Origin of the sequence: Blastopirellula retiformator (assembly GCF_007859755.1) — a bacterium.
GTDB classification, from domain to species: domain Bacteria; phylum Planctomycetota; class Planctomycetia; order Pirellulales; family Pirellulaceae; genus Blastopirellula; species Blastopirellula retiformator.
This window is the reverse complement of sequence record NZ_SJPF01000001.1, coordinates 118,396-141,393: the sequence shown is the minus strand read 5'-3', so window position 1 is coordinate 141,393 and position 22,998 is coordinate 118,396. Positions and strand designations below refer to the sequence as shown.

General features: G+C 58.9%; 17 protein-coding genes. 4 read left to right on the top strand and 13 right to left on the bottom strand.

The genetic code is table 11. The features are described 5' to 3' along the window. Nucleotides 1–11 precede the first annotated feature (11 nt). On the top strand, nt 12–884 hold the full coding sequence (locus Enr8_RS00550; protein WP_186767350.1) for a hypothetical protein: 873 nt from the start codon (nt 12–14) through the stop codon (nt 882–884). Between the two features lie 250 nt (nt 885–1,134). Here the strand turns inward: Enr8_RS00550 and Enr8_RS00545 are convergent, their stop codons facing one another. Continuing rightward, a complete protein-coding gene (locus Enr8_RS00545) occupies nt 1,135–2,313 on the bottom strand; it encodes a Gfo/Idh/MocA family protein (protein WP_146428679.1) in 1,179 nt (392 codons plus the stop codon). Nucleotides 2,314–2,638: 325 nt separating this feature from the next. Here Enr8_RS00545 and Enr8_RS25150 point away from each other — a divergent pair, with 325 nt between their 5' ends. Further along, on the top strand, nt 2,639–2,800 hold the full coding sequence (locus Enr8_RS25150; protein WP_186767349.1) for a hypothetical protein: 162 nt from the start codon (nt 2,639–2,641) through the stop codon (nt 2,798–2,800). An 11-nt stretch (nt 2,801–2,811) separates the two neighbouring features. On the opposite strand, the gene Enr8_RS00540 is transcribed toward Enr8_RS25150, so the two are convergent. The 4 genes from Enr8_RS00540 to Enr8_RS00525 all read right to left on the bottom strand — a co-directional run bounded on the left by Enr8_RS00540 (nt 2,812) and on the right by Enr8_RS00525 (nt 6,727). Next, nucleotides 2,812–3,807, bottom strand: coding sequence for a 2-hydroxyacid dehydrogenase (locus tag Enr8_RS00540; RefSeq protein WP_146428678.1), 996 nt, complete (start codon nt 3,805–3,807; stop codon nt 2,812–2,814). Nucleotides 3,808–3,940: 133 nt separating this feature from the next. After that, complete coding sequence (gene tssK, locus Enr8_RS00535; protein ID WP_146428677.1) at nt 3,941–5,371, bottom strand: type VI secretion system baseplate subunit TssK; 1,431 nt, start codon at nt 5,369–5,371, stop codon at nt 3,941–3,943. 447 nt (nt 5,372–5,818) lie between these two features. Continuing rightward, a complete protein-coding gene (gene panD, locus Enr8_RS00530; protein WP_146428676.1) occupies nt 5,819–6,184 on the bottom strand; it encodes an aspartate 1-decarboxylase in 366 nt (121 codons plus the stop codon). 141 nt (nt 6,185–6,325) lie between these two features. Further along, nucleotides 6,326–6,727 (bottom strand): nuclear transport factor 2 family protein, encoded by a 402-nt coding sequence (locus Enr8_RS00525; RefSeq protein WP_146428675.1) that lies wholly within the window; start codon nt 6,725–6,727, stop codon nt 6,326–6,328. A 361-nt stretch (nt 6,728–7,088) separates the two neighbouring features. Here Enr8_RS00525 and Enr8_RS00520 point away from each other — a divergent pair, with 361 nt between their 5' ends. Then, complete coding sequence (locus tag Enr8_RS00520; protein WP_146428674.1) at nt 7,089–9,167, top strand: fused MFS/spermidine synthase; 2,079 nt, start codon at nt 7,089–7,091, stop codon at nt 9,165–9,167. 163 nt (nt 9,168–9,330) lie between these two features. On the opposite strand, the gene Enr8_RS00515 is transcribed toward Enr8_RS00520, so the two are convergent. The 8 genes from Enr8_RS00515 to uvrA all read right to left on the bottom strand — a co-directional run bounded on the left by Enr8_RS00515 (nt 9,331) and on the right by uvrA (nt 21,481). Further along, nucleotides 9,331–9,573: a cupin domain-containing protein gene (locus Enr8_RS00515; protein WP_146428673.1), complete on the bottom strand. Its 243-nt coding sequence runs from the start codon at nt 9,571–9,573 to the stop codon at nt 9,331–9,333. 19 nt (nt 9,574–9,592) lie between these two features. Next, a complete protein-coding gene (locus Enr8_RS00510; protein ID WP_146428672.1) occupies nt 9,593–9,805 on the bottom strand; it encodes a hypothetical protein in 213 nt (70 codons plus the stop codon). A 247-nt stretch (nt 9,806–10,052) separates the two neighbouring features. Then, on the bottom strand, nt 10,053–10,187 hold the full coding sequence (locus Enr8_RS26350; protein WP_261342390.1) for a hypothetical protein: 135 nt from the start codon (nt 10,185–10,187) through the stop codon (nt 10,053–10,055). 93 nt (nt 10,188–10,280) lie between these two features. Beyond that, the gene (locus Enr8_RS00500) at nt 10,281–11,618 is read right to left on the bottom strand and encodes a hypothetical protein (RefSeq protein ID WP_146428671.1); all 1,338 of its coding nucleotides are present in this window, start codon (nt 11,616–11,618) and stop codon (nt 10,281–10,283) included. A gap of 25 nt (nt 11,619–11,643) precedes the next feature. Then, nucleotides 11,644–12,018, bottom strand: a complete 375-nt coding sequence (locus tag Enr8_RS00495) for a hypothetical protein (RefSeq protein WP_146428670.1) — start codon at nt 12,016–12,018, stop codon at nt 11,644–11,646. 55 nt (nt 12,019–12,073) lie between these two features. After that, complete coding sequence (locus Enr8_RS00490; RefSeq protein WP_146428669.1) at nt 12,074–13,801, bottom strand: hypothetical protein; 1,728 nt, start codon at nt 13,799–13,801, stop codon at nt 12,074–12,076. 94 nt (nt 13,802–13,895) lie between these two features. Then, nucleotides 13,896–14,351, bottom strand: coding sequence for a hypothetical protein (locus Enr8_RS00485; protein WP_146428668.1), 456 nt, complete (start codon nt 14,349–14,351; stop codon nt 13,896–13,898). Between the two features lie 146 nt (nt 14,352–14,497). Continuing rightward, nucleotides 14,498–21,481 (bottom strand): excinuclease ABC subunit UvrA, encoded by a 6,984-nt coding sequence (gene uvrA, locus Enr8_RS00480; protein ID WP_146428667.1) that lies wholly within the window; start codon nt 21,479–21,481, stop codon nt 14,498–14,500. A gap of 447 nt (nt 21,482–21,928) precedes the next feature. Here uvrA and Enr8_RS00475 point away from each other — a divergent pair, with 447 nt between their 5' ends. After that, on the top strand, nt 21,929–22,825 hold the full coding sequence (locus tag Enr8_RS00475) for a DUF1559 domain-containing protein (RefSeq protein ID WP_146428666.1): 897 nt from the start codon (nt 21,929–21,931) through the stop codon (nt 22,823–22,825). Nucleotides 22,826–22,998: the final 173 nt, after the last annotated feature.

The following is a 22,998-nucleotide window of genomic DNA, read 5'->3' as shown; positions in this document are numbered from 1 at the left end:
GGAGAAATCGCATGACCTCACGACTTGCCCTGCTGTTGCTGCTTGCGCTCTGTCCGGCTTTGGCGGCGGCCGAAGAAGAATCATCGCCACGTCGTTCAAACAAACCGGAACCCGCCAAGGGCGCCGACGTCAACGTGCAAAACGGGACAGTCCAGTTTGGCACCGTGCAGTATGGCCCGCCGCAATCGACGGCCGTGCAATCGGGCGCGATGCAGCCGACTCCATACCAAGGGCCGGCCATGGGCGGAGTGTTTGGGCCTGCGGCCGTTGCACCGCCGACGGCGATGCCGCGCATGCTGCGGGTTCGCGTCACGCTGTTGGAAGCGGGGCCGAAAGCGAAAACGCCGCAAGAGGCGCTTCTATCGATCGAAGAAATGCAAGAGATGATCGACCAGAAGGAGACGTTCGAGGTAATCCACAGCTTTGACCTAACCACCGTCTCCGGCCATGAGACGAAAGTGCAGCAAGGAGCCCGCAAGCCAGTCGTGACCGGCACGCAGTTCATCCCGCAGCGTGGACCGGATGGCCGCGCGACCGCCAGCCGAGCGAACAGCTATTCGCAGGAAAACGTTGGGACGCTACTGAAGGTCGCCCCGCAGATGTTCGGCCATCGCGCTGTGCTCCGCGTTAATTTTGAACGCTCCGACATCGTCCACCCCGACGAAGATGAAGAGGATGACGAAGACGAGGAAGACAATATACGTCGCACGCTCGAACCGCCGGCAACGACGACGATGACCATCGAAACCGTCGTGATGCTGGAAAGCGGCCAAGCGACGGTCCTCTCGACCCAAGATTCGCGCGGCGTGCGCCACCTGCTGCTAGTTGGCGTCGAGATTCTAAATGCCGGTGACCAACCGATGGGAGGCGGTGGGTTCTTTTAGGTTTGTGGCCAGATTTCACAATTATGGAATTGGAATTTGGAGTGATAGATGGTTAGCAGTCCGTTGATTTTCTCAACGGGCTGCTGGATCGCAGGGATGCGATCCCAAAATAGCGACGTAAGTCGTTATTTTGCAAGCCGCGAAGAGCTATGCTCTGAGCCTGGCGAGGTTGAAAAATGCCACGATGGCATTTTTCAACAAGCAGCTAAGATTGGAAAACGAGCCGCGTTGCGTAATAAACCAAACTAGATCATTTCCAACCCGCCAGCGCATTCCCCCGGTTTTCCAAAGGAAACGCCACCCGCTTCCCTTCCGCCATATGCGATGCAAACGCGCTGCAGATCATTTCGACCGTCATTCTGGCGTCGGTCGCGCTGCAGAGCGGCGCCCGGTTGTCGTCGACCGCGGCGATCAGGTCTTTCACCCCGCGAACATGATTGGACGTTTCGCGGCAGCCTTCCGGATTGGGTTCCGGCTGGTCGACGCCGGCCGACGTGATCGGCAGCCACTTGCGCGGCTTCGTGGTTTGAAAAGGATTGCCGGGCGAAAAGTAGGCGAGCGGATTTTGATCGATGAAGATCGTCACCATCCCTTTGCCACCGATCAGCTGCAGGCAATAGGCTTGACGATTGGTGCCGTCGTCGGCGACCGTATCGTAGTAGGCGACGATCCCCTGCTCCGTTTCGTAGCGGGCATGCAGCTCGTTGCCGGCCAGCGGACCGAGTCCCTCCCCTCCTTCCCGCACATCGGCGGCGGTCACCGGGCGACCCTTTTGCAGCATAACCGCCGAGCAAAACTTGGGCGCCCCGGCAAAGTAGTCAACCAGGTTGAAGACATGCGAGCCGAGCACCCACAGGTCTTCGCCCCCACCGCGGCGATCGCCCACGCCGCGGCCGCGCATCTCGATCAGCTTGCCAAGCTCGCCCGACTCGATCAGCGCCTTCACCTGCGGCAGCGCCGGATGGTATCGATTGCGATGGGCGACGGCGATCTTTACTCCCTGCTTGTCGGCGGCGGCGACAATTTCATCCGCTTCGGCCGGCGTTCGGCAGAACGCTTTCTCGCAGTAGATCCCTTTGGCGCCAGCATCGATCGCCGCCAAAATCATGTCGCGATGTTCATCAATATATCGCGGCGCCACCGCCACAAACTCGGGCTGCACGTCGCTAAGCATTTGGCGATAGTCGGCGAACCCGCGATCGAGTTTCAACTTCGCCTGCGCCTTCTGCAACCCGGCCGCGTTGGCGTCGGCCACGGCGACAATTTCGGTCGCCGGAATCTGTTGCCAGACGGTATCCAGTCCATGCCCATAGTTGCCGCGCCCCGTGTGACCAATCACGGCGACTTTGCGCTTGGGCGAGTCGCCAAAGGCGAGATGCGGCAGGATCACGGCGGCGGAGGTGGCGGCGATAAAATGGCGACGTTGCATGGGGCGATCCGGGGAGGTGAGGAGCAATGGCGGGAGCAGGATCTGCGGGTCACTTCATCGTAGCATGAACGGACGGCCGATACGAAGTTGGAGAACGCCTTTGAGAAACGGCTATCTACCCTGAGCACAGGGAGTATATTGATAACTTCTGGCGCGAGCTTTTACTCCTGTTCACGAATTACGGACGTGCGAAGATGGCCACCCCCGAAGGAGATGCAACTGGCGGTATCATTCCCTACAAGAATTTGCCGGCGTTGATCGGCTATTACCTGGGAGAATCGTAGCGCTAATCCCACTCATCGGTTTTCCGTTTGGATTCGCCGCCGTGGTCCTGGGGATCATGGGTCTGGTAAAACGCAACCGTCAGCCGGAGGTGAAAGGAAGCGTTCACGCGGTGATCGCGATCCTGTTCGGGCTATTCTCGGTCGTCTTGTACGGATTGATGATCGTGGGACTTATCGTCGCGGCGGCTGCGTCCCAGCGATAACCCAACTTTCTCTAACCGGCTACAACCTCATTCGTCAGTTTCTCACCTTGGTCAAACTGACGCAAGTTTTCGGTCGTTATCTGGCTGATCGCCTCCAAGGCGTTGCGGGTAAAGAACGCCTGGTGGCCGGTGATCAGCACGTTGGGGAAAGTGAGCAGGCGCGAGAAGACGTCGTCTTTGATAACCAGCTCTGAGCGGTCCTCAAAAAAGAGATCCGCTTCTTCTTCGTAAACGTCGAGTCCGACATAGCCAATCTGGCCCGTCTTCAATCCTTCGATCGTCGCCTTGGCGTCGACCAGGCCGCCGCGGCTGGTGTTGATTAGCATCACGCCTGGCTTCATCTTCGCGATACTCTGCTTGTTGATCAGATGCTTGGTGGACGGCAGAAGAGGACAATGGAGCGTCACGACGTCGCTTTCGGCGAAGAGTCGATCGAGCTCGACATATTCGATTCCGGCGGCGACGCACTCGGGGTTTTCGTGCACGTCGAACGCCAAGACGCGGCAGCCGAAGCCTTGCAAGATGGACGCCGCGATCTGGCCGATTTTGCCGGTGCCGACGACGCCGACCGTCTTGCCGTGCAGATCGAAGCCAAGCATTCCGTGGAGCGCGAAGTTCCCTTCGCGAACGCGGTTGTACGCTTTGTGGTACTTGCGGTTGAGCGTCAGAATTAGCCCGACCGTATGTTCGGCGACCGCATAGGGAGAGTACGCCGGAACGCGGGCCACCTTCACGCCATGTTCGGCCGCCGACTGCAAGTTGCAGTTGTTAAAGCCTGCGCACCGCAGCGCGATCATCCGGGCGCCGCCAGAGGAGATCGCGGCGATAACGCTCGCCGAGAGCTCGTCATTCACAAAACAGCAAACCGCCGGAAAATCGCGGGCTAAGATGACGGTTCGCTCGGTCAGCCGTTCTTCGAAGAAGTCGTAGTGAATTTCGGTATCGGCCGAGGCTTTGATCAAAAACTCGCGGTCGTACGACTTGGTGCTGAAGACGGCAACTTGCACAGCGGAACCTTTTCGCCAGGACTAGAACTGAACCGGCTCGACGCGAATATCGAGCGATGCGATCGACTTTACCATGTCGACCGCTCAGGTCCAGCGCTAGGGCAAAGTAAAGTCGCCAGCTAGTTTTGTCCACTTATTGGCTGGCGCCTGGCTCGTTTGGCACGACGTACAACGTGAACTGCAGCGTCGTCGATTGGCCGTCAACGCGAATCGTCAAGCGGCGTTGCCCCTCAATATCGCTGACGATCAGGTTCTCGTTCAAGCGAATCGCCAGCGTCAGCGAGTGTTTCACCTGGTCCCACTGGGCCGGTTGGCTGTCGCGGTCGATCTCGAAATACGAAACGCCCGGCAGCGCAGGTAGCGCCCGCGGAGGATGGCTGGCGTAATTAAACCGGAGTCCAGCCTGACCCAGACGATAGAGTTCGACGACGCGATCGCTACTGCCAATCTTCATGTCGAGCCCGCGGGTCAACAAGCGATCGACCTGTTGCGGCGGCAGCGAGCTTTCGACGCCGACGAACAGCTTGTTGGAACCTTCCAGCCACGACGGTTCGAGATCGACCTGCATCCGGAGACCGGCGCCCTCGAAGTGACGTTCGCGATAGTCCGGCTCGACGACGGCGTCGAGCAACGAGTCGATGTATTGTTTCTGCCGCCAGAAGCAACCGGCCAGGTCGTCATGGTCGTAGGCCGGCATCTCCGGCGGACGACGCATCGAACCAAACACCGCCAGTTTGCCGATCGTGCGGGCCAGTTCGTAAAACGCCGTGGTCGGGTGCGTGCCCGGGGTGAAGGCGATCATCTGGATTGCTGGGTAGCATTCGTTGATTGCTCGCAGCTGCTCCAGCAGTTGCTGGTCCCCTTGCCCGCGGCTGTCGAATGAGATTTTACGGCTGACGATTTGCGAGGCGAGCAGATCAAGCTTGCGACCTAGGCGATCGTAGATGCGCTGCAGGATATTCGCTTGCAGCGGACGCCAAGCGTCGCAGGCCAACAGCGGCGGAATGTAGGTTTCGTCAAGTTGCGGCACCGCTTCGCCCCGGTCCGAGCGGCGAATGCGGGCGATCGGCAACGTTTCGTAGCCGGCGTGATTGTCGCCGTCGTGCAACAGACGCAGGTTGAGCCGCCGAATTTGAATCGTTTGTTGGTTTGAGCCGCTGTTCTGGTCTTCGACATCCAGGTTCTCGACCAAAAAGCGAGCCGTCGAGCCGGTGTTGTCGGCGACGTTCGATTGACCGGAGACAAGCTGCGGCGCGGCCAGGTAGATCGTCAGGTTCTGGCGATCAGCCATCGCGTGCCGTAGGTCAAGGATCGGCAGTTGCCCGTCACTGGGGACCGAAATCGTGGCGCCATCGCGCAGCCGGACTTCCAGCGAGCGAACGACCAGACGCGAGTTGGTGAGCGCGTCGATATCGAGATCGATCGAACGCAGGCCCCAGTGATGTCGCTGGATCCAGAGGTCGCCCCGCCGGTTTTGATGGAACTGGTGTTGTTCGAACGCCTGAAAATGATGCGGCGACAGGAACATTCCTTCGTACCAGTGGACGGCGTTACTGCTCAACACGGCAGGTTCCTCTTATAGGCTCGGCAGGCGAAATCGTGGGGGAGAATCGGCAGCGCCCAGCAAGAGAAAGTCTGCCGAGCGCATGTCGGTTAACTTCGACCAGATTGCGGGTTAGCGAAGATGCATGGCGGCAGATTTCTTAATTTGCCGCATGTGTCGCCAAAAAGGAATTTGCGGGCAGTCCGCGAGGTCAGTTGGTCAAGAAAAGGAAAACGCTGCTATCCGTGCTGCCCTGTTGAATTTTCCCTCCGTAAGGGAGGCTGCCCCGAAATTCAACGCATTGTCGCGGATAACAGCGTAGTAAAGGAATCCATCGACAGACGCTTACCGATCGCGAGAGAAAAACTGGAAAATTTAAGAATGACGCTTATAGTTATTTCGGGGTGCTGATTTCCAGTCTGCCGCAAGGGGGGGGCAGATTGCGCTTTTAAGGCAGTAGCCGCGACACTAATTTTTTGCGACCGGCGTCATGATCTGATTTTGCTGATCGACTTGGACGACGATCGGGGCGTAATCAGCCAGCTCCTGCTCGGTATATTGGGCGTAGCTGGCGATGATGACCAGATCTTTCGGGTTCACCAGATGGGCGGCCGCCCCGTTGATGCAGATCACGCCGCTGCCAGGCGGGCCCGGAATGGCGTACGTGGTTAGGCGAGTTCCCGACGTGATGTTGTAGATATCGACCTGTTCGTGGTCGAGCAAATCGGCCGCCTCCATCAGCAGACTATCAATCGTCACGCTTCCTTCGTAATCGAGGCAAGCCTCGGTGCAGGTGGCGCGGTGGATCTTCGATTTGAGAAAGGTTCGGATCATCCCAGACTACTTGGATTGCGGCATTGGAGACAGAACGGCTTATTATACCTTGGATCGCGGCGCATGAAAAAAGCCCCTCTGAAGTCAGAGGGGCTTTTTGCCTGTCAAGGAATAACCTTGTGATCAAATAAGTGCAAAATTCTACTCGAGACAGGTATCGGACTCGTCTTCCGGCAGGACCGGCGAAGAGTAATGAAGCTGGGCGATTCGCAGCGAATCTTCTGCGTTGCGAACCAGGACTGCAGTAATCCGGAGAGGAATCTCCGCTTGGCGGTAACCCGCTTGAACCAGAGCAAAACAATCGGCCGCGATCCAGCAAACGTCGCCGTAGCACGAAACGCTTCGCCATCCAAAGCGAAAATGCAACGTGTCGGCTTGTTCCCAGTCACGCTCCGCCTGTTCGCAGATTCCGGTTAGACCAAGACGCTTTTCGTCTTGGCCCGTTCCCAGAAGCACTACGTCCGGTTCAGGCAAAAACACCGCCAGCAGTTTCTCCAGATCTCGAATAGCGTAAGCGCTGGCGAATTCCCGTAGGACTGCCATCGCCTCCGCTTCAAGAGAAACAGTGGCGTACACGAATAAATTGTCTCCAAGCAACAGAAGAGGATTTTTCGTCAATCAGACGGCAAAGTCCAAGTGACGGTAGGATGAGGACAACAAACCCGATTCTAATGTCGGCGTTTCCGGCATGAAAAGAACAATTCCGCCCCCACCGGTGTTAAATTTGAACCTTTTCTTACTGAAAAACTCTGAACAAATCGCACAAACAGAACCCCCCTTGTGGATCTAGAGTTGAATTGCTCCCCGCTCTATTGCGCATTTCAACCGTTTGCGGCGTTCCAATCCGACCTGTGAGCTATCTTAGCGCGACGCCAAATTGTAACGCATAAGTGATCTCCGATCTATGTTTCGCCGCCGCCAACTCCTGCGTTGCTGCTTCGCCGCAGCGGTTTTCGTCAGTGCGCTGCTGTTGTTTCAGATCCAGCCGATCGTCAGCAAGTCGATTTTGCCCTGGTTCGGCGGCAGTCCAGCGGTCTGGACCACGGCGATGCTCTTCTTTCAGGTCGTGCTGTTTCTTGGATATCTCTACGCACACCTGACGACCCGATACCTGCCGCTGCTATGGCAAGGAGCGTTGCATCTGCTGTTGGTGGTGGCGGCGGCGTTCCTGGCGCCGGTGTTGGCCGACATCAGCTGGAAGCCTGCGCCGGAAGACGCGCCGGCGCTGCGCATCTTGCTGCTGCTCACTGCGACGATCGGGCTCCCGTACTTCTTGCTGGCCGCCAATGGTCCGCTGCTGCAAGCCTGGTTCGGCCGACGCTTTCCCGGCGTTACCCCCTACCGACTCTATGCGCTGTCGAACATCGGTTCGCTACTGGCGCTACTCAGTTATCCCTTTGTGATCGAACCGAACTTCGCAGTATCGACGCAAGCGGCGCAGTGGTCGATTGGCTTCGGCTTGTTCGCCGCGCTGTTGGCGGTGGTCGTCTGGCAACTTCGCGCGGTCCCCGCTACCGAGGCGTTCTGCGATACGGAAACGGCTTCGCCGGAGAAACCACCTACGATTACATGGCGTACGCGAGCCAAATGGTTATTGCTGCCGGCTTGGGCCAGCTTTGGCCTATTGGCGGTCACCAATCATGTTTGCCAAGACATGGCGGTGGTGCCGCTGCTGTGGGTCGCTCCGCTCAGCTTGTACCTGCTGACCTTTATCCTGGCGTTCGATGGCGAAGGTTGGTACCGTCGCGAAACGGTCGCTTGGCTGACGCTGGTTTCGCTCGCCGGCGTGGCGCTGGTCGATTGGACCAATGGCTCGCTCGGGCTGACCACCGCGATTGGCGTCTACTTTGCGTCGTTGTTCTTCGCTTGTTTTGCCTGCCATGGCGAACTGGTCCGTTTGAAACCACTGCCGGCTCGCTTGACTGAGTTTTACCTGACGATCTCCGCCGGCGGCGCACTGGGGGGCGTTCTCGTTTCGCTCGTCTGTCCAATGGCGCTGACCGACTACTTTGAATCGCCGATTTTCATCCTCGGCAGCTTTCTGATCGCCGGCGGCATCTTGTTCTCGGCGACTAGTTTGCCGACGACCGTTGGTCAAACGGCGCCGCCACCCTTGCCGAAACGGTTGGCCTGGGCGATTCCGCTGCTGCTATTGGTGGTCTACGGCGAACTCCGCAATTTTGGTAGCGATTACCTGGTGTCTCGCCGCAACTTTTACGGCGTGTTGCACATTGACGATCAAACGGCCGACGGCCAGCGACGACGAATGATGTTTCATGGCCGCATCGTCCACGGATTTCAATTTCTCGACGACAAACGCCGCACCGAACCAACCTCGTACTATGCACCCGAGACAGGCGTCGGCATCGTGCTGCAACAGTTGGAACAACAACAGCGACCGCTGCGGGTCGGCGTCGTCGGACTTGGCGCCGGAACGCTGGCCGCGTACGGCAAGCCGGGCGACACGTTCCGCATGTACGAGATCAATCCAGAAGTCGTCGAATTGGCCGAAGACTATTTCAGCTACCTGAAAGACTCGGCGGCCGACATTCAGATTGTGCTGGGAGACGGCCGGCTGTCGTTGGAAGCGGAAAGCGACCAGAAGTTTGACCTGCTGGTGCTCGATGCGTTCAGCGGCGATGCCATTCCGACGCATCTGTTGACCCGCGAAGCGTTCGACATTTATCGACAGCGTCTCGCCCCCGGCGGCGCGATCGCCGTCCATATCAGCAACATGCATGTCGATCTACGACCAGTGGTCGAAGGATTGGCGGACGATTGCGATCTGCAATCGCTCTACTTCTTCGCCGCTCCTGACGTCGCCCAGCAAAAGACCGGCGCCCATTGGGTAATCGCGACCAACAACGAAACGCTCTTGGCCAACGACTTACTTCGCCGCGCCGCGACGACCGAACCTTCGCAATTGGTGGTCGATCGTCTTTGGACCGATGACTATAGCAATCTGTTGCATGTGTTGAAGTAGTTTACGTGGTTGGCCGCGATAGCTCCGCTATCGGGGCGGCGGCGCCGTCAGAGGCATCGATCCGCGGACTAGAGGAGAGCGGCGGGCTTTCGGCAGGCACGGCCTGCCCTACGAATTCCCGTTTTTTTTGCAGCCTCTTTCCGTCGGCTTGCACCTCGGACTACTACTTCTCTGGTTCCGGAATCACCAACTCTTTGGCGTCAATCGGCGTCAGGTGCACAGCCAGAATCTTGGCCGGTTTGTCGGGGTTCACATTGCGGGTCGCTCGATGCAGGGCCATCGACGGTTCGCAAAGGGTGTCGCCTGGTTTGAGTCGAAAGACCGGTCCATCTTCGACCTGCGTTTCGAGTTCCCCTTCCAACACGTAGCAGTCCGTTGATTTTCTCGACGGACTGCGTGATCGCATGGATGCGAGCCGCGAAGAGCTACGCTCTGAGCCTGGCGAGAAGCCGCCTCCCCTGCCAGGGTACCTCGGCCATGACGGCGCGAGTCGCGACGCCCTCGACCTTCTCTTGGATCTCTTCCGACAACACCGGTTTCACGGTCGGACCTTGCTCCGCCGTTTCATGAGCGGCGACGCGCCACACCGTTACGCCAGTCAACAGCAGAACGGCCAGCGCTAGGTATCGTTTGAACATTGAGGATCTGCGCCAGGTGTTCAAAGGTAGGTAAGACTCGACACTAGCCCGCAACGTCAGCGAGGGAATGCGGCTGCAAGCTCGATACAGATATCCGCACGCATTCCCTTACTTGCGCTGCAGGCGAGTTTTTTGTTACGCGGTGGCGGCCGTTTCGATCTCCGGTTCTTTGCGGAACGAAACGGCGAACCGGTTCCAAGCGTTGATGTTGGCGATGGCCGCCGTCAGGTCGACGATTTCGGTCTCGTCAAAGTGGGCCGTCAGTTCGGCGATCGAGTTTCGCCGGAACGAAGCAGGCTTGCATGTCGTGGCGCAGGCCAGCGACGCCCGGCGAAATCGTCATCTGCATCAAGCGGCCGATCAGGCGGGTATCGAGTATCACCCGGTCGATCTTTACTCGGCGACGCCTGAGAAAACGCCGGGGATGATTCTCGGCTTCGCGTCGTTTACCAAAACGGAAATCGCCTCGGCGGCGTTAGTCGATCTCCATCTCAAAGTCTTCGCCGAACATCGCCTTCATTTCCGCCTCTTCCTCCGCCTTCGACTTCGGCTTGGCGAGCGGTGGCGGGCCGGGAAGCGGAAAGCGGAGGACCAGGTCGATGTCTTCGTCCGTTACAGAGACAAATTCGCCGTCGATTTCCAAGTCCTCGCCAGGCGCCGTCCAATCACCGCGGAAAATCTCGCCGAACCACGACGTTCCTTGGTCGTCGAGGGCGTTCTCGAAGCGACTGTAGAGCAGAAACCCACCATCGGCGCGTCGCTCGTAGATCAAGTCTTCTCCAGGAGCGCATATGTCGTGCAGGTCGGCCGCTTTTAGCTGCGGATCCATGGCGGAAAGCGACTCCGGATACTCGCCATGCTCAAGTCGATACTTCGACAACTGAATCGCCATTCGCGTCAGTTGTTCTTCGGTCAGCGTACGGAAGTAAGGGCGTTTGGCGGAACCCAGGTTGCTGAAGGTCCAACTGCAAATTGCGTCGCCAGCATAGATTCCCCGCACCGATTGGCTGATGGTTGCGGCAACGATGGCCCCCCGATTGTTCCAAGTTTGCAGGTCGGCCTGCGCTTGGACAGGGTACTGCTCAATGGCTTGCAAGTACTTCGCGGGATCGTCGATCTTCATCATGGCGGTCCACTCGTCGAAGCGCTGGTTAATTCGCCGCAGCGTCATGTTTTTGTCGTAGGGAAGGTCGAAGAGATCGACGTTGCCTGGAATGTCTTGTCCAATCGTGACGTCTTCGACATCGCTCGCGCGCATACGTACTTCCAGCATCGCCCACCGATCGGTCGTGTCGATGACGCCTGCGATATCGACTGGCGGGGGGAAGTCGCTCAAGAATTGCGCCATTTGGTCCAACAGTTGTTGATCGCAGAGTCCGCTGTCGAGCAGATACTTCATGCCGTCGTAGGCGACTCCTTCGATGGCATGCCCGGTCATGGCGTCGATGATTGTGCACTGCGGCATTTGTAATCGCGAAAAGAGATAAATCAAACGCAAGTCGTTCCAGGCAAGTTGGGCGTTTCCTTCGCCGACGTACATCATCGCTCGGCACTGCAGCGCTCGCGCCGCATGCCGCAAACGTTCGCTCCCACCCAGGATATTGGAGATCAAGATCCGATCAGGCTTCGCAAGATAGGGGGACGGGTAATAGAATCGATCTCGCTGCTCGATCGTATGAAGCAGGTCGAAACGGTCGCGGTTTTCGTCCGCCCAAGTCGCCAGCGGCGGATAGTCAGCGCGGCGCCAAGGTTGGTAGCGAACGTCATCCAAATAGAAGCTGGCGTCAAAGTCGTAGAGCGACTCGTCCCCCAAGATCGACGCCCCACTTTTCGCTCGCTCACGCGATGATCAAGTCTTTGTAGCGCTGATTCCACAGATCGTCGTCGATTCCTTCCTGCTCGGGCTTCGTTATCCCCAGTTCCTTACAGAGAAAATCTTTCTGTTCCGGGTTCAGCCCCTTCTCTTGCCACATCGCCTGCACCAGCGGTACGGCAGCATTGTTTTGAGGCGTCACGCCGGCACGCTGCGTCTGGAGCACCGCTTCGACATAGTCGACCTGCCCTTCGGCATTTAACGGCTGCGTCAGGACGGTCGTCTCCTTCGAGATAACCAACCGCCGCGGCGGGCCAAAGATGAACCACAGCGGCAGACCGACCAGCAGCAAGAAGGCGGCGCCGAGGATCAGCAGATAGGTCTTGGTCTTGCGCGTCATGAGCCCGAGGTTTCAAGGAAACGGAGAATGGGGAAACCAGATCGCCGCGACGATTTTACTCCGGCGGCTCTTCCAGTCCATCGTATTCGTCCAAGAGAAGGTCGCCGTAGAGTTCTCGCTCTTCGTCCTCAAGCGATTTTGGCTTGGCCAAGACCAGCGGCGGAATCGGAAAGCGGAAAACCAGATCGACGGCACGAAAGTCGTGGTTGTACTCCCCTTCCTTGGCCCATTCGCCGCCCAGAACCTTGGAGTTGATCGAAGTGCCGCCATCGTCGATTCCGTTTTCGTAGCGACTGTAAAGAAGATAGCCTTCGCCGCGACGCTCGTAACGCAGCTGCTGACCGGCGGCATAGGGATCGTTCAGCAACGCCGCATCGGAAAGTTCGATTAGTTCCGTCAGCTGTTGAGGATATTCACCTTCAGCCAAGCGAAAATTTTCGAGTGCGATTGCGATGCGCAGCAGACGCGCAGTTGTTTCTACGCGATATTGCGGCGGTTTGGCCTCGGTCTGAATGCTGAGACCATGGGCCATGAGTAGGTCGCCCGCATAGATGCCGCGCACGGACTGGCTGAAAAGCGCCGCGGTCGTCGGTAGTCTGGCATGCCAGTCGAGTTCGGCCTGCTTCATGTCCGATTGGAATTTGGCTTTCGCCGCCATGAACTGGGCCGGGTCGGGCAGCGACAAGATCGTCACCATCTCGTCGTAGCGCTGATTCAATCGTTTCAGAAGCGTATTCCGATCGCGCGGAAGCTGCAAAAGCCACAGCGGCCCCTGCGGTAGGTCATCAGGAAGATAGAGCATGCGCTCGAAATCGTCAGAGTTGGGCGCCGCCGCCATCTCCAGAACCATCCAGCGGTCGTGTTGATCGGTGATCCGCGCGATGTCGGCGATGGGGGGCAGATCGGCGAAGAACGTTTCCATCTCGTCGAGCAGCGCCCGGTCACACTGTCCGCTGCCGAGCAGTTGCTGCGTGGCGCTGCCGGCGAGTCCTTCGATGGCAAACGCCACCATGGAATGAACGGTGGAGGATTCGGTCCAGGACATACGCGCGAGGATGAAAATCAGCCGCAGGTCGCGCCACGCGAGCTCTGGTTGATTTTCGCCGATGTACATCATCGAGCGTGTGGTAAGAACGCGGGCCGCATCGCGTAAGATCGACGCTTCTGGCGTGCCGCCAGACAGCAATGTGGCGCCAAGCTTCAGCCGACTTGGCGAAGGAAGATAGAAGGCGTCATGTGTCTCCATCTCGTGCAGGAGCTCAAACGAGCGCTGATGATCGTCAACCCACTGAGCGAGCGGTGGAATTTGGTCGCGCCGCCAAGGCGTGTCCATCGCCTCGTAAACATGCTCCGCTGGGTCGAAGTCGTATTGCTCTTCGTCCCCCAGGTCAACGCCCCATTTTTTGCTCGCCCAATCGATGATCTGTTGTTGATGCACATCCGAATCATCGAGCATCACCAAGCCATCGGCAGCCGGAGGCGAGATGTTCAGTTCGTCGCAAATCAGCGCGAGTTCATCGGGCTCTAGCCCGCACGGCCACATCGCCTGCAGCAGCGGAATCGCCCCGTTGTTTTCTGGAGTGACGCCGGCTCGCTGCCGCTCTAGCACCGCGGCGACATAGTCGACGTTTCCTTCCGCATCGAGCGGCTTGGTTAGATGGGTCGTTTCTTTCGAGATGACCAGCGCCCGCGGCGGACCCAAAATCATCCATGCTGGCACGCCGATCAGGGTGACCAGAGCGCTCCCCACGACCAATAGATAAGTCTTCGCTTTGCGCGTCATACAAAAACAGATATCGCCGAAAAAAGAGCGGGACCCAGCGGCGGATCCTCGCTCTTACTCTAGCAGGCGAGAGAGCGCAAAGACAGCGCTGGCGTTACCGCGTCGTCAGATTGACGTCGACCTTGGCGATGTCGGCGATGTCCGCTTCCCAGTTGACCAGCACCCGTTCGACGCGGCCGTGGTTCAGCAGCACGGCGAAGGTGGTCGTGTCTTCGGCGGCGAAGTAATGTTTGCGGGTGTAGCTGCACTGGATGAAGTCGCGATCATACAGTTCGACCGGAACCAGCGAGCCATCTTCGATCGGCTTGTGATAGACGAACTTTTGGGCGTGCTCGATCTTGCACTCGTAGCCCATCTTCTTCAGCAGCGCGACGGCGGTTTCCTGCGGGGTGTCGCCGGGGATTTCTTCGCTGATCCGCCGCTCGACGATTTTCACGTTCTCTTCGACCAGCTCTTTGGCGAGCGATTTGCCAAACATCATCGGCGTGGTCGTACATCCGGATGCGGCGACAAGGGTAGCCGCCCCCAGCAGTAAAGCGGTTCGCAACATGTCGTCGGCTCCTTCCAAACAACGAAAAACGTCCGCCGCAGCGGAAAATAAGGAGCAGACTTATACTGGTCGCCGCTGATTGGACGCAAGGTGAATTGCGAGGGTGCTAGCAGCGCCCGGAATGACGAATGACGAGCTGCTGGCGATCAGAACAGCTTCTTCTGGCCGTTTGACTCACCGATCGCGCTGAGCGTTTCCTGCAGGAACTCGGCCAGATCTCCCTTTTCGAGGTCGTCGGTCGTCCGGAAGTGGATTCGGACGACGTCGCCATCACTTTTGGCGTCGATGTCAGGCTCATGACCCAAGCCGGCGATGCGGCCCAGGGCGACGGCGCCGCGGGGGACGCGGATCGTCAGGCGGACGTCTTCCGGGCGTTTGCTGGTGACGCTGGCCCACGATCCATTAACGCCGGATGCCATCACGTTGACGATCACCTGGTTGTTCCACAGGATCTCACCATCGTCGGCCGTGTCGACCAACAGACCCAGCAGGTCTTCCAGCACGTTCGGATCCCACTGCGGATTCTTGCCCGGTGGGAAGCCTTTCCGCGACAGATGCCACTTTTCGCCCAGCTTTTTCCAGGGCATGTGGTCTTCGACGTTTTGGTTGATCATGCCGAGGTACTTCTCGAAGCCGGCGACCGCTTGGCCGAGGAACTCCCAGAATTCGCTGCGGTTGACCTCTTCGTAAGTATGGGCGCGGATTTCGATTTCCTGGAACGGCCCACGGAGGTTCTTCACCTTGCAGCGCGGTTCGTTGCTGTAGATCGGCAGATCTTCCAATTCGTTCAAGGTCGGCAGCGCCAAGCGACTGGGCAACTCCATCCGGTCGAAGGTTCCCTTGGCGACGCGGAATTTCATTTTCACCAACCAGCTTTCACCGGTGATGGCGTGGAAGAACCAGCCGTCGCTCTTCTTGAGCCCCGAGATTTCGACGATGGTTCGCGAGTTCCAGTTGATCTCGCTGAACTCGCCCAGCTCTTGAATCTTATCGACCACGGCCGAGAGGATCTTGCCGTCCCAGTTGCAGGCCTCACCGCTGCGGCCAACCCGATCTTTGGTGTGCCAGCGGCGGCCGTCGAGTTCCCACGGCATCTTGGTGGCGCGACCAACGTCGGCGATTTCCATGTCCCCTTCGCGTTCTTGGTCGAGGGCCGCCTCGTCAAAGCGGCGGCGCTCTTCGTAGGGGCCGGCCTTCAGGAATGGCGCCAGCGCTTCGCCGGTGTGCGAACGAAGCGGCTCGTCTCCCTTGTCGAACGCCTTGCTGTAGGCGACCACATCTTCCGGCGTACCGGCGGTGACCAGTCGACCTCCTTCGGCGCCTGCTTCGGGACCGATCTCGAGAATCCAGTCGGCCTGCTTCATGACGTCCAGGTTGTGTTCGATCACCACGACCGTGTTGCCGAGATCGACCAGGCGATGGAAGACGTCGAGCAGCTTCCGCAGGTCTTCAAAGTGGAGACCGGTCGTAGGTTCGTCGAGCAGGTAAAGCGTCTTGCCGGTGTCGGGCCGCGCCAGTTCCGACGCCAGCTTCACGCGCTGCGCTTCACCGCCGGAGAGGGTCGGCGCCGGTTGGCCGAGCGTCACGTAGTCGAGACCGACGTCGCACAGCGTCTGCAAAATGCGGCGGATCTTGGGGATGTTCTCGAATAGGGTTACCGCCTGACCGATCGGCATTTCCAGCACGTCGGCGATCGACTTGCCGTGGTATCGAACCGACAGGGTTTCGTCGTTGTAGCGATGGCCATCGCACGTTTCGCAGGTGACCCAGACGTCGGGCAGGAAGTGCATCTCGATGCATTTCTGGCCCATCCCTTCGCACGTCTCGCAGCGTCCCCCATCGACGTTAAAGCTGAACCGCCGCGGCGTGTAGCCGCGCAGTTTCGCTTCCGGCAGTTGCGAGAAGAGATCGCGGATGACGTCGAAGACGCCGGTATAGGTCGCCGCGTTGGAGCTGGGCGAATTGCCGAGCGGCTGTTGATCGACGCGGATCACCTTGTTGATCGCCTCGATGCCGCGGATCGCGTCATGAGCGCCAGGCGTCGTCGACGCGCGATGCAGCGTGCGGGCCAGCGAGTTGTAAACCACTTCCTGCATCAGGCTGCTCTTGCCGCTGCCGCTGGGACCGGCGATTGCGATCAGGCTGCCAAGCGGGAACCGCACGTTCACGTTGTGCAGGTTGTTATGCCGGGCGCCGACCACTTCCAGCCATTCGCCGGTCGGCGAGCTGAGCTCGAACGGTTTTCCCTTGGCCGCCAGCTCTCGGACGGAAGGCATACGGCGGTTCGACGGAACCGAAATCGCCTTCTTGCCGCTGATGTACGGACCGGTGATCGAGTCCTTCGCCTTGCTGACTTGCTTGGGCGTGCCGGTCGCCACAATGGTACCGCCGTTGACGCCTGCCTGGGGACCGAAATCGAGCAGCTTGTCGCTTCCTTCGATCACTTCGTGATCGTGTTCGACCACGATCAATGTGTTGCCCAGGTCGCGCAGACGATGCAACGCTGACAGCAAGCGGCGGTTGTCGCGGGGGTGCAGACCGATCGTCGGTTCGTCCAAGACGTACAGCACGCCGCAGAGCCCGCTGCCGAGCTGACTGGCGAGTCGGATGCGTTGCGCTTCGCCGGCCGACAGCGTTGGCGCCGTGCGGCGGAGCGTGAGGTATTCGAGACCGACGTCGCACAGGAATTGCACGCGGTTTTCGAGCTCGCGGACGATTTCGCCAGCGATCTTGGTTTCCCGCTTTTTCAGCTTCCAACCTTGGATGAACTCCAGCAACTGCCCCATCGGCATGCTGCAGATGTCGAGGACCGTCTGATCGCGGAACCGCACCGCCGACGAATCGTCACGCAAACGGCTGCCGCAGCAGGTGGTGCATTCGACCTCAGCGACCAGGCTTTCCAGCTGCATGCGGAACGCCGGCGACAAACGCGACGCTTCTTCCAGCGCTGGGTACAACCCTTTGAACTGGAAGCGGAAGATCGGTCGCTTGGTCTGATCTTCGCTATCATGCACGTCAAACCAAGCGTCGCCGGTACCATGCAGCAAGACGCGGCGATGGCGGCTGCTGAGTCGTTCAAACGGCGTGTCGAGCGGCACGCCGGCCGAGGCAGACAACGCTTCGAGCATCCGTACCGAGATGTCGTGATGGACGCCGGGCCACAGCTTCAGCGCTCCTTCGCGCAGCGACAGCTTTGGGTCGCTGAGCAGCGCGGTCGGATCGGCGCCGGTTTGCGTTCCCAACCCTTCGCAGTCAGGACACCAGCCGAGCTGACTGTTGAACGAGAAGTTGTGAGGCGAGAGTTGATCGAAGCTGCGATCGCACTGCCCGCACGACAGCTTTTGGCTATGCCGTTTGATCCGCCAGCGATGCTCCGGCAGCTTGTCGTCGACGTACGCGACATGCAAGAAACCGGCGCCCAGGCTCAGCGCGTTCTCGACGCTGTCGGCGATGCGGCTCCGCGACTCTTCTTTGACCGAGATACGGTCGACCACCACCTCGATATCGTGATGACGGCGGCGATCGATCTTCGGCGGTTTGTCGAGCGTGTGAACGACCCCATCGACGCGGATCCGCTGATAGCCGGTCGCCTTCAGGTCTTCCCACAACTCCGAGTATTGCTGACCCACGTCCAGCATGACCGGCGCCATCAGAAACAGCTTCGTCTCGGCCGGCTCGCTCAGGATCTTGTCGGTGATATGCGACGAGGTCTGCGTGCTGATCGGAATTTCGCAGTCAGGGCAATACGGCGTACCGAGCCGCGGCATCATCACGCGGAGGTAGTCGTAGATTTCGGTCACCGTTCCGACGGTCGAACGGGGCGAGTTGCCGAGATTCTTCTGTTCAATTGCAATCGCCGGCGAGAGCCCTTCGATATGGTCGATTTTCGGCTTTTGCATCTGACCGACGAACTGCCGCGCGTAAGCGCTCAGGCTTTCGACGTAACGCCGTTGTCCTTCAGCGTAGATCGTATCCATCGCCAGCGAGCTTTTGCCGCTGCCGCTCGGTCCGCAGAAGACGGTCATCTTCTCGCGGTCGATCTTGGCGTCGACATCCTTCAGGTTGTGCATCTTGGCGCCGCGGACTTCGATCACCTTGGCCGCCTTCTGGTCGCGCTTCTGCTGCGCGGCTTTGGCGGCTCGCTTGATCTCGGTCACGGCGCGGCTTTGCTTGCCGGCCAGCACCGCTTTGAGCGCTTGACCCGTGTGCGAAGCTTCGACTTCGGCGACGACCTCCGGCGGTCCCGAGGCGACAACCGTACCGCCGGACGAACCGCCTTCGGGGCCCATGTCGATCAGCCAGTCGGCCGTTTTGATCACGTCCAGATTGTGCTCGACCACCAGCACCGTGTTTCCCTGCTCGGCGAAGGCGTGCAGCACCTTCAGCAGCATCTTCACGTCGGCAAAGTGAAGCCCGGTCGTCGGTTCATCGAGCAGGTACAACGTGCGGCCGGTGCTGCGTTTGACCAGTTCTTTGGCCAGCTTGATCCGTTGGGCTTCGCCGCCAGAGAGCGTGGGCGACGGTTGTCCCAGTTTGATGTAGTCGAGACCGACGTCGTGCAGCGTTTGCAATTTGTGGGCGATGGTCGGCACGTTCTCAAACAGCGTCAGCCCTTCCTGCACGTCCATTTCGAGCACGTCGGCGATCGACTTCTCTTTGAACCGCACTTCGAGCGTTTCGCGGTTGAAGCGATGCCCTTCGCAAACGGGACACGTGACCCAGATGTCGGCCAGGAAGTCCATCTCCAGCTTGTTGGCGCCGTTCCCTTCGCAGGCCGAACAGCGTCCGCCGTCGACGTTAAAGCTGAATCGCCCCGGTTTGTAGCCGCGACGACGTGACTCGGGCAGTTGGGCGAACAGGTTGCGGATATCGTCGAAGACCTTTATGTAGGTCGCCGGATTGCTGCGCGGGGTGCGGCCGATCGGCGACTGGTCGATGGCGATCATCTTGTCGAGATGGTCGAGCCCGTCGATCCGCTCATGGGCGCCTGGTTCGCCCAGGCCATGGTTCAAGTCGCGACGGAGCGCTTCGACCAGGATGTCGTTGACGACGCTACTTTTGCCGCTGCCGCTGACGCCGGTAACGCAGACGAAACCGCCCAGCGGGATCTCGACGTTGACGTTCTTCAGGTTGTTCTCGGCGGCGCCGACGATCGTCAGCTTTTTCTCACCCAGTTGGCGGCGCGTCTCGGGGACGTCGATCTTCTCGGTTCCGGCCAAGAACTGACCGGTGACGCTCTTCGGATTGGCGGCGATTTCTTCGGCCAGACCTTGGGCGACGATGTAACCGCCGCGGACACCGGCGCCGGGACCAAAGTCGATCACATGGTCGGCGACCCGCATCGTGTCTTCGTCATGCTCGACCACCAGCACGGTGTTGCCCAGGTCGCGCAGATCGTTGAGCGTCGCGAGCAATCGATCGTTGTCGCGGGGATGCAAACCAATCGATGGTTCGTCCAAGATATAGGTCACGCCAACCAGACCGCAACCGATTTGCCCGGCCAGGCGAATCCGCTGCGACTCTCCGCCGGAGAGCGTCGGTGCGGTGCGGCTCAGGGTCAGGTATTCGAGCCCGACGTTTTCGAGAAAGCCAAGTCGTCCGCGGACTTCCTTGATCGCTTCGGCGCCGATCTTCAGCGACATATCGTCGAGATCGAGCTTGCTGAAGAACTCCGTAGCGTCTTGGATCGACAGGTCCGAGACGTCCGGCAAGGATAGTTCCGGTTTGTCTTTGAAGGCCTTGCTTTTGGTGCCCAGCTTGACGTACCGCGCCTGCGGGTTGAGTCGCTGACCGCCGCAGTCGGGGCAGCCGATCGTCGACATATATTTTTCGAGCTGTCGCAACTGCGGCTTGGAGTTGCTAGTCTTGTATTTTTCGAGCAGGTCGGAAACGATCCCGTCGTAGGTGCCGCCATACTTTTGCGGCGACGAGCCGGCTCGCCAAGTGAAGGTGATGTGTTGTTCGCCGGCGCCATAGAGCAGGAGGTTCTTGACCTCGTCTTCCATCTCACGCCACGGCGTATCCAAAAAGGCGCCAGCGTCGAGATTGAGCTTCCGCTCCATCGTCTCGGCGACCCCCTTGTAGATGTGGCGTTTCCAACGACCAAGATCAGACCACTTGCCGAGGATCTCGACAGCGCCTTTCTTGAACGACAGCGTGACGTCGGGGACGAGCAGTTCGGGATCAAAGGTGTAGATCTGCCCAAGCCCGTCGCAAACCGGGCACATCCCTTGCGGACTATTAAAGCTGAATAGTTGCGGCGTCGGCGGATCGAACGAAACGCCGCAATCGACGCAGGCGTAGTCGACCGAGAACATCATGTCGCCAGCGACGTCGGTCTTCTTTTGCTTTTTGGCGCGCGGTTTTTTTTTGGTCGGTTTGGGAGCTTCCTCGTCAGCTTCTTCTTCGTCGACGCGGGGCGCGACGATCAAGCTTCCTTCGCCCATCTTCATCGCCAGTTCGACCGCTTCGGCCAACCGGCCGCGAACGCTCGGCTTGATGGTCAAGCGATCGACGACCAGTTCGATGTTGTGCCGCATCTGACGGTCGAGCGACAGGTCATCGGTCAGATTGACGACTCGCCCATCGACCCGAGCGCGGACGAAGCCCTGTTTCAAGAGATCGATGAACAGATCTTTGTGCTCACCCTTCTGCCCGCGGATGAGCGGCGCCAGGATGACGATCTGCGACTCTTCCTCCATCGCCAGAATGTGTTCCAGAATCTGCTCACGCGTTTGCGCAGTCAGCGCTTTGCCACACTCGGTGCAATGACCTTTGCCAATCCGCGCATAGAGGATGCGGAGGAAGTCGTTGATCTCGGTGATCGTACCGACGGTACTGCGAGGATTGTTGCCGGTCGTCTTCTGCGAGATCGAGATCGACGGGGTGAGGCCGCCGATGAAGTCGACCTCTGGCTTGGGCATCTGCCCCATGAACTGCCGGGCATAGCTCGAGAGGCTTTCGACATACCGGCGCTGCCCTTCGGCATAGACGGTGTCGAAGGCGAGCGAGCTCTTGCCGCTACCGCTGACGCCGGTCAGGCAGATCAGCTTGTTCCGGGGAAGTACGAGAGAGACGTCGCGGAGATTGTGTTCGCGTGCGCCTTTGATCTCGATATCGGTTACCGGCATAAGGGCCCATCCATGCGTCGATTCGGCAGAAAGTTAGGCAAACTCTTTATTTTAGGGGACAGCTGTATAGTGACAACGGGTCGAAGCTAACGACGGCTTCGACATTCCCGATTCTGTCCCCTTGGTGGCGAAAACTTCGACATCGCTCGAACGCCGATTTGGAGTGTCCGGCGGCAAGAAGAAAGGCTTTCCTGACATCGATCTGGCCGTGACTTTGCAACTGCCGAGCGAACCGAAGAATGAGGAGAAAACAAAGAGGGTTCATGGCCTTTTCTTGAGTCAGCAAATAGTTATCTGCGTAGAGAAGAAAAGGCTTGAAAATATAAAACTAATCTGATTTATTGACTAGGTGCTGAGCTATTTGCCTCAGTGCACCAATATTCCATCTGCTAGGGCGGAATTTGTCTCATCCTCCTTCTTCTTCGACCCTATCTGCGAGTCTGTGCCATGAAATCGATCCGATCTGGCTTTACGCTTGTCGAACTACTGGTGGTCATCGCGATCATCGGCGTGCTCATCGCTCTCTTACTGCCTGCGGTGCAGCAAGCCCGCGAAGCGGCCCGACGCGGGCAATGTATGAACAACTTCAAGCAATATGGGTTGGCGCTGCACAACCGCCACGATACCTTCCATAATTTGCCGATCGGCGCGACCAATTCGCCGCGACATACATGGGTTGTCGAAATCTGGGCGTTTATCGAACAATCGGCCCTCGCTGATCAGTATTTGCCCGATCAGCCCTTCTATACCACCAGCACCTCGCCGGCGCACAACCACATCACGCAGAATGCGACGACCGGTTTGTGCACGCAGCCAATCGGTCTCTATTTCTGCCCCAGCGAAAAAGGAGAGACCCTTTGGAAAGGTGACGCCTACTGGCGATCGCGCGGCAACTATGTCGTCAACTTCGGCAACACGGCGGGCGCCGACGAAGTGGCGCAAAGCGCTCCGTTTGCTCGCAATCAGAAGGCCCGCGATTTCTCGAGCTTTACGGACGGCCTTTCCAATACGCTGGTCATGTCCGAGATCATCATGGCCCGCGAAGAAGATCGGGACTCGCGCGGCGATATCTTCAACGACGACGGCCCGGGCTGCGCATTCATGACCAACAACACGCCCAACAGCGGCGTCGACGCGCCGCAGTTCTGCACCAACACGGCGCCCAATCCTCCTTGCGTGACCGCGTCGTCGCCGATGTATGTCACCGCTCGCAGTCAACATCCCGGGGGCGTCAACGTCTTGCTGGGAGATGGCGCGGTGACGTTTGTCGGCGAAACGATTTCGGCCAATGTGTGGCACGCGGTCGGTTCGAGCGCCGGCAATGAGTCTTTGCAGCTTCCCTAACTGCCTGTTGAAAAATGCCACCGTGGCATTTTTCAACCTCGCCAGGCTCAGAGCATAGCTCTTCGCGGCTCGCAAAATAACGACTTACGTCGTTGTTTTGGGATCGCATCCGTGCGATCACGCAGTCCGTCGAGAAAATCAACGGACTGCTAAGGTCGCTTTGACAGACTTCT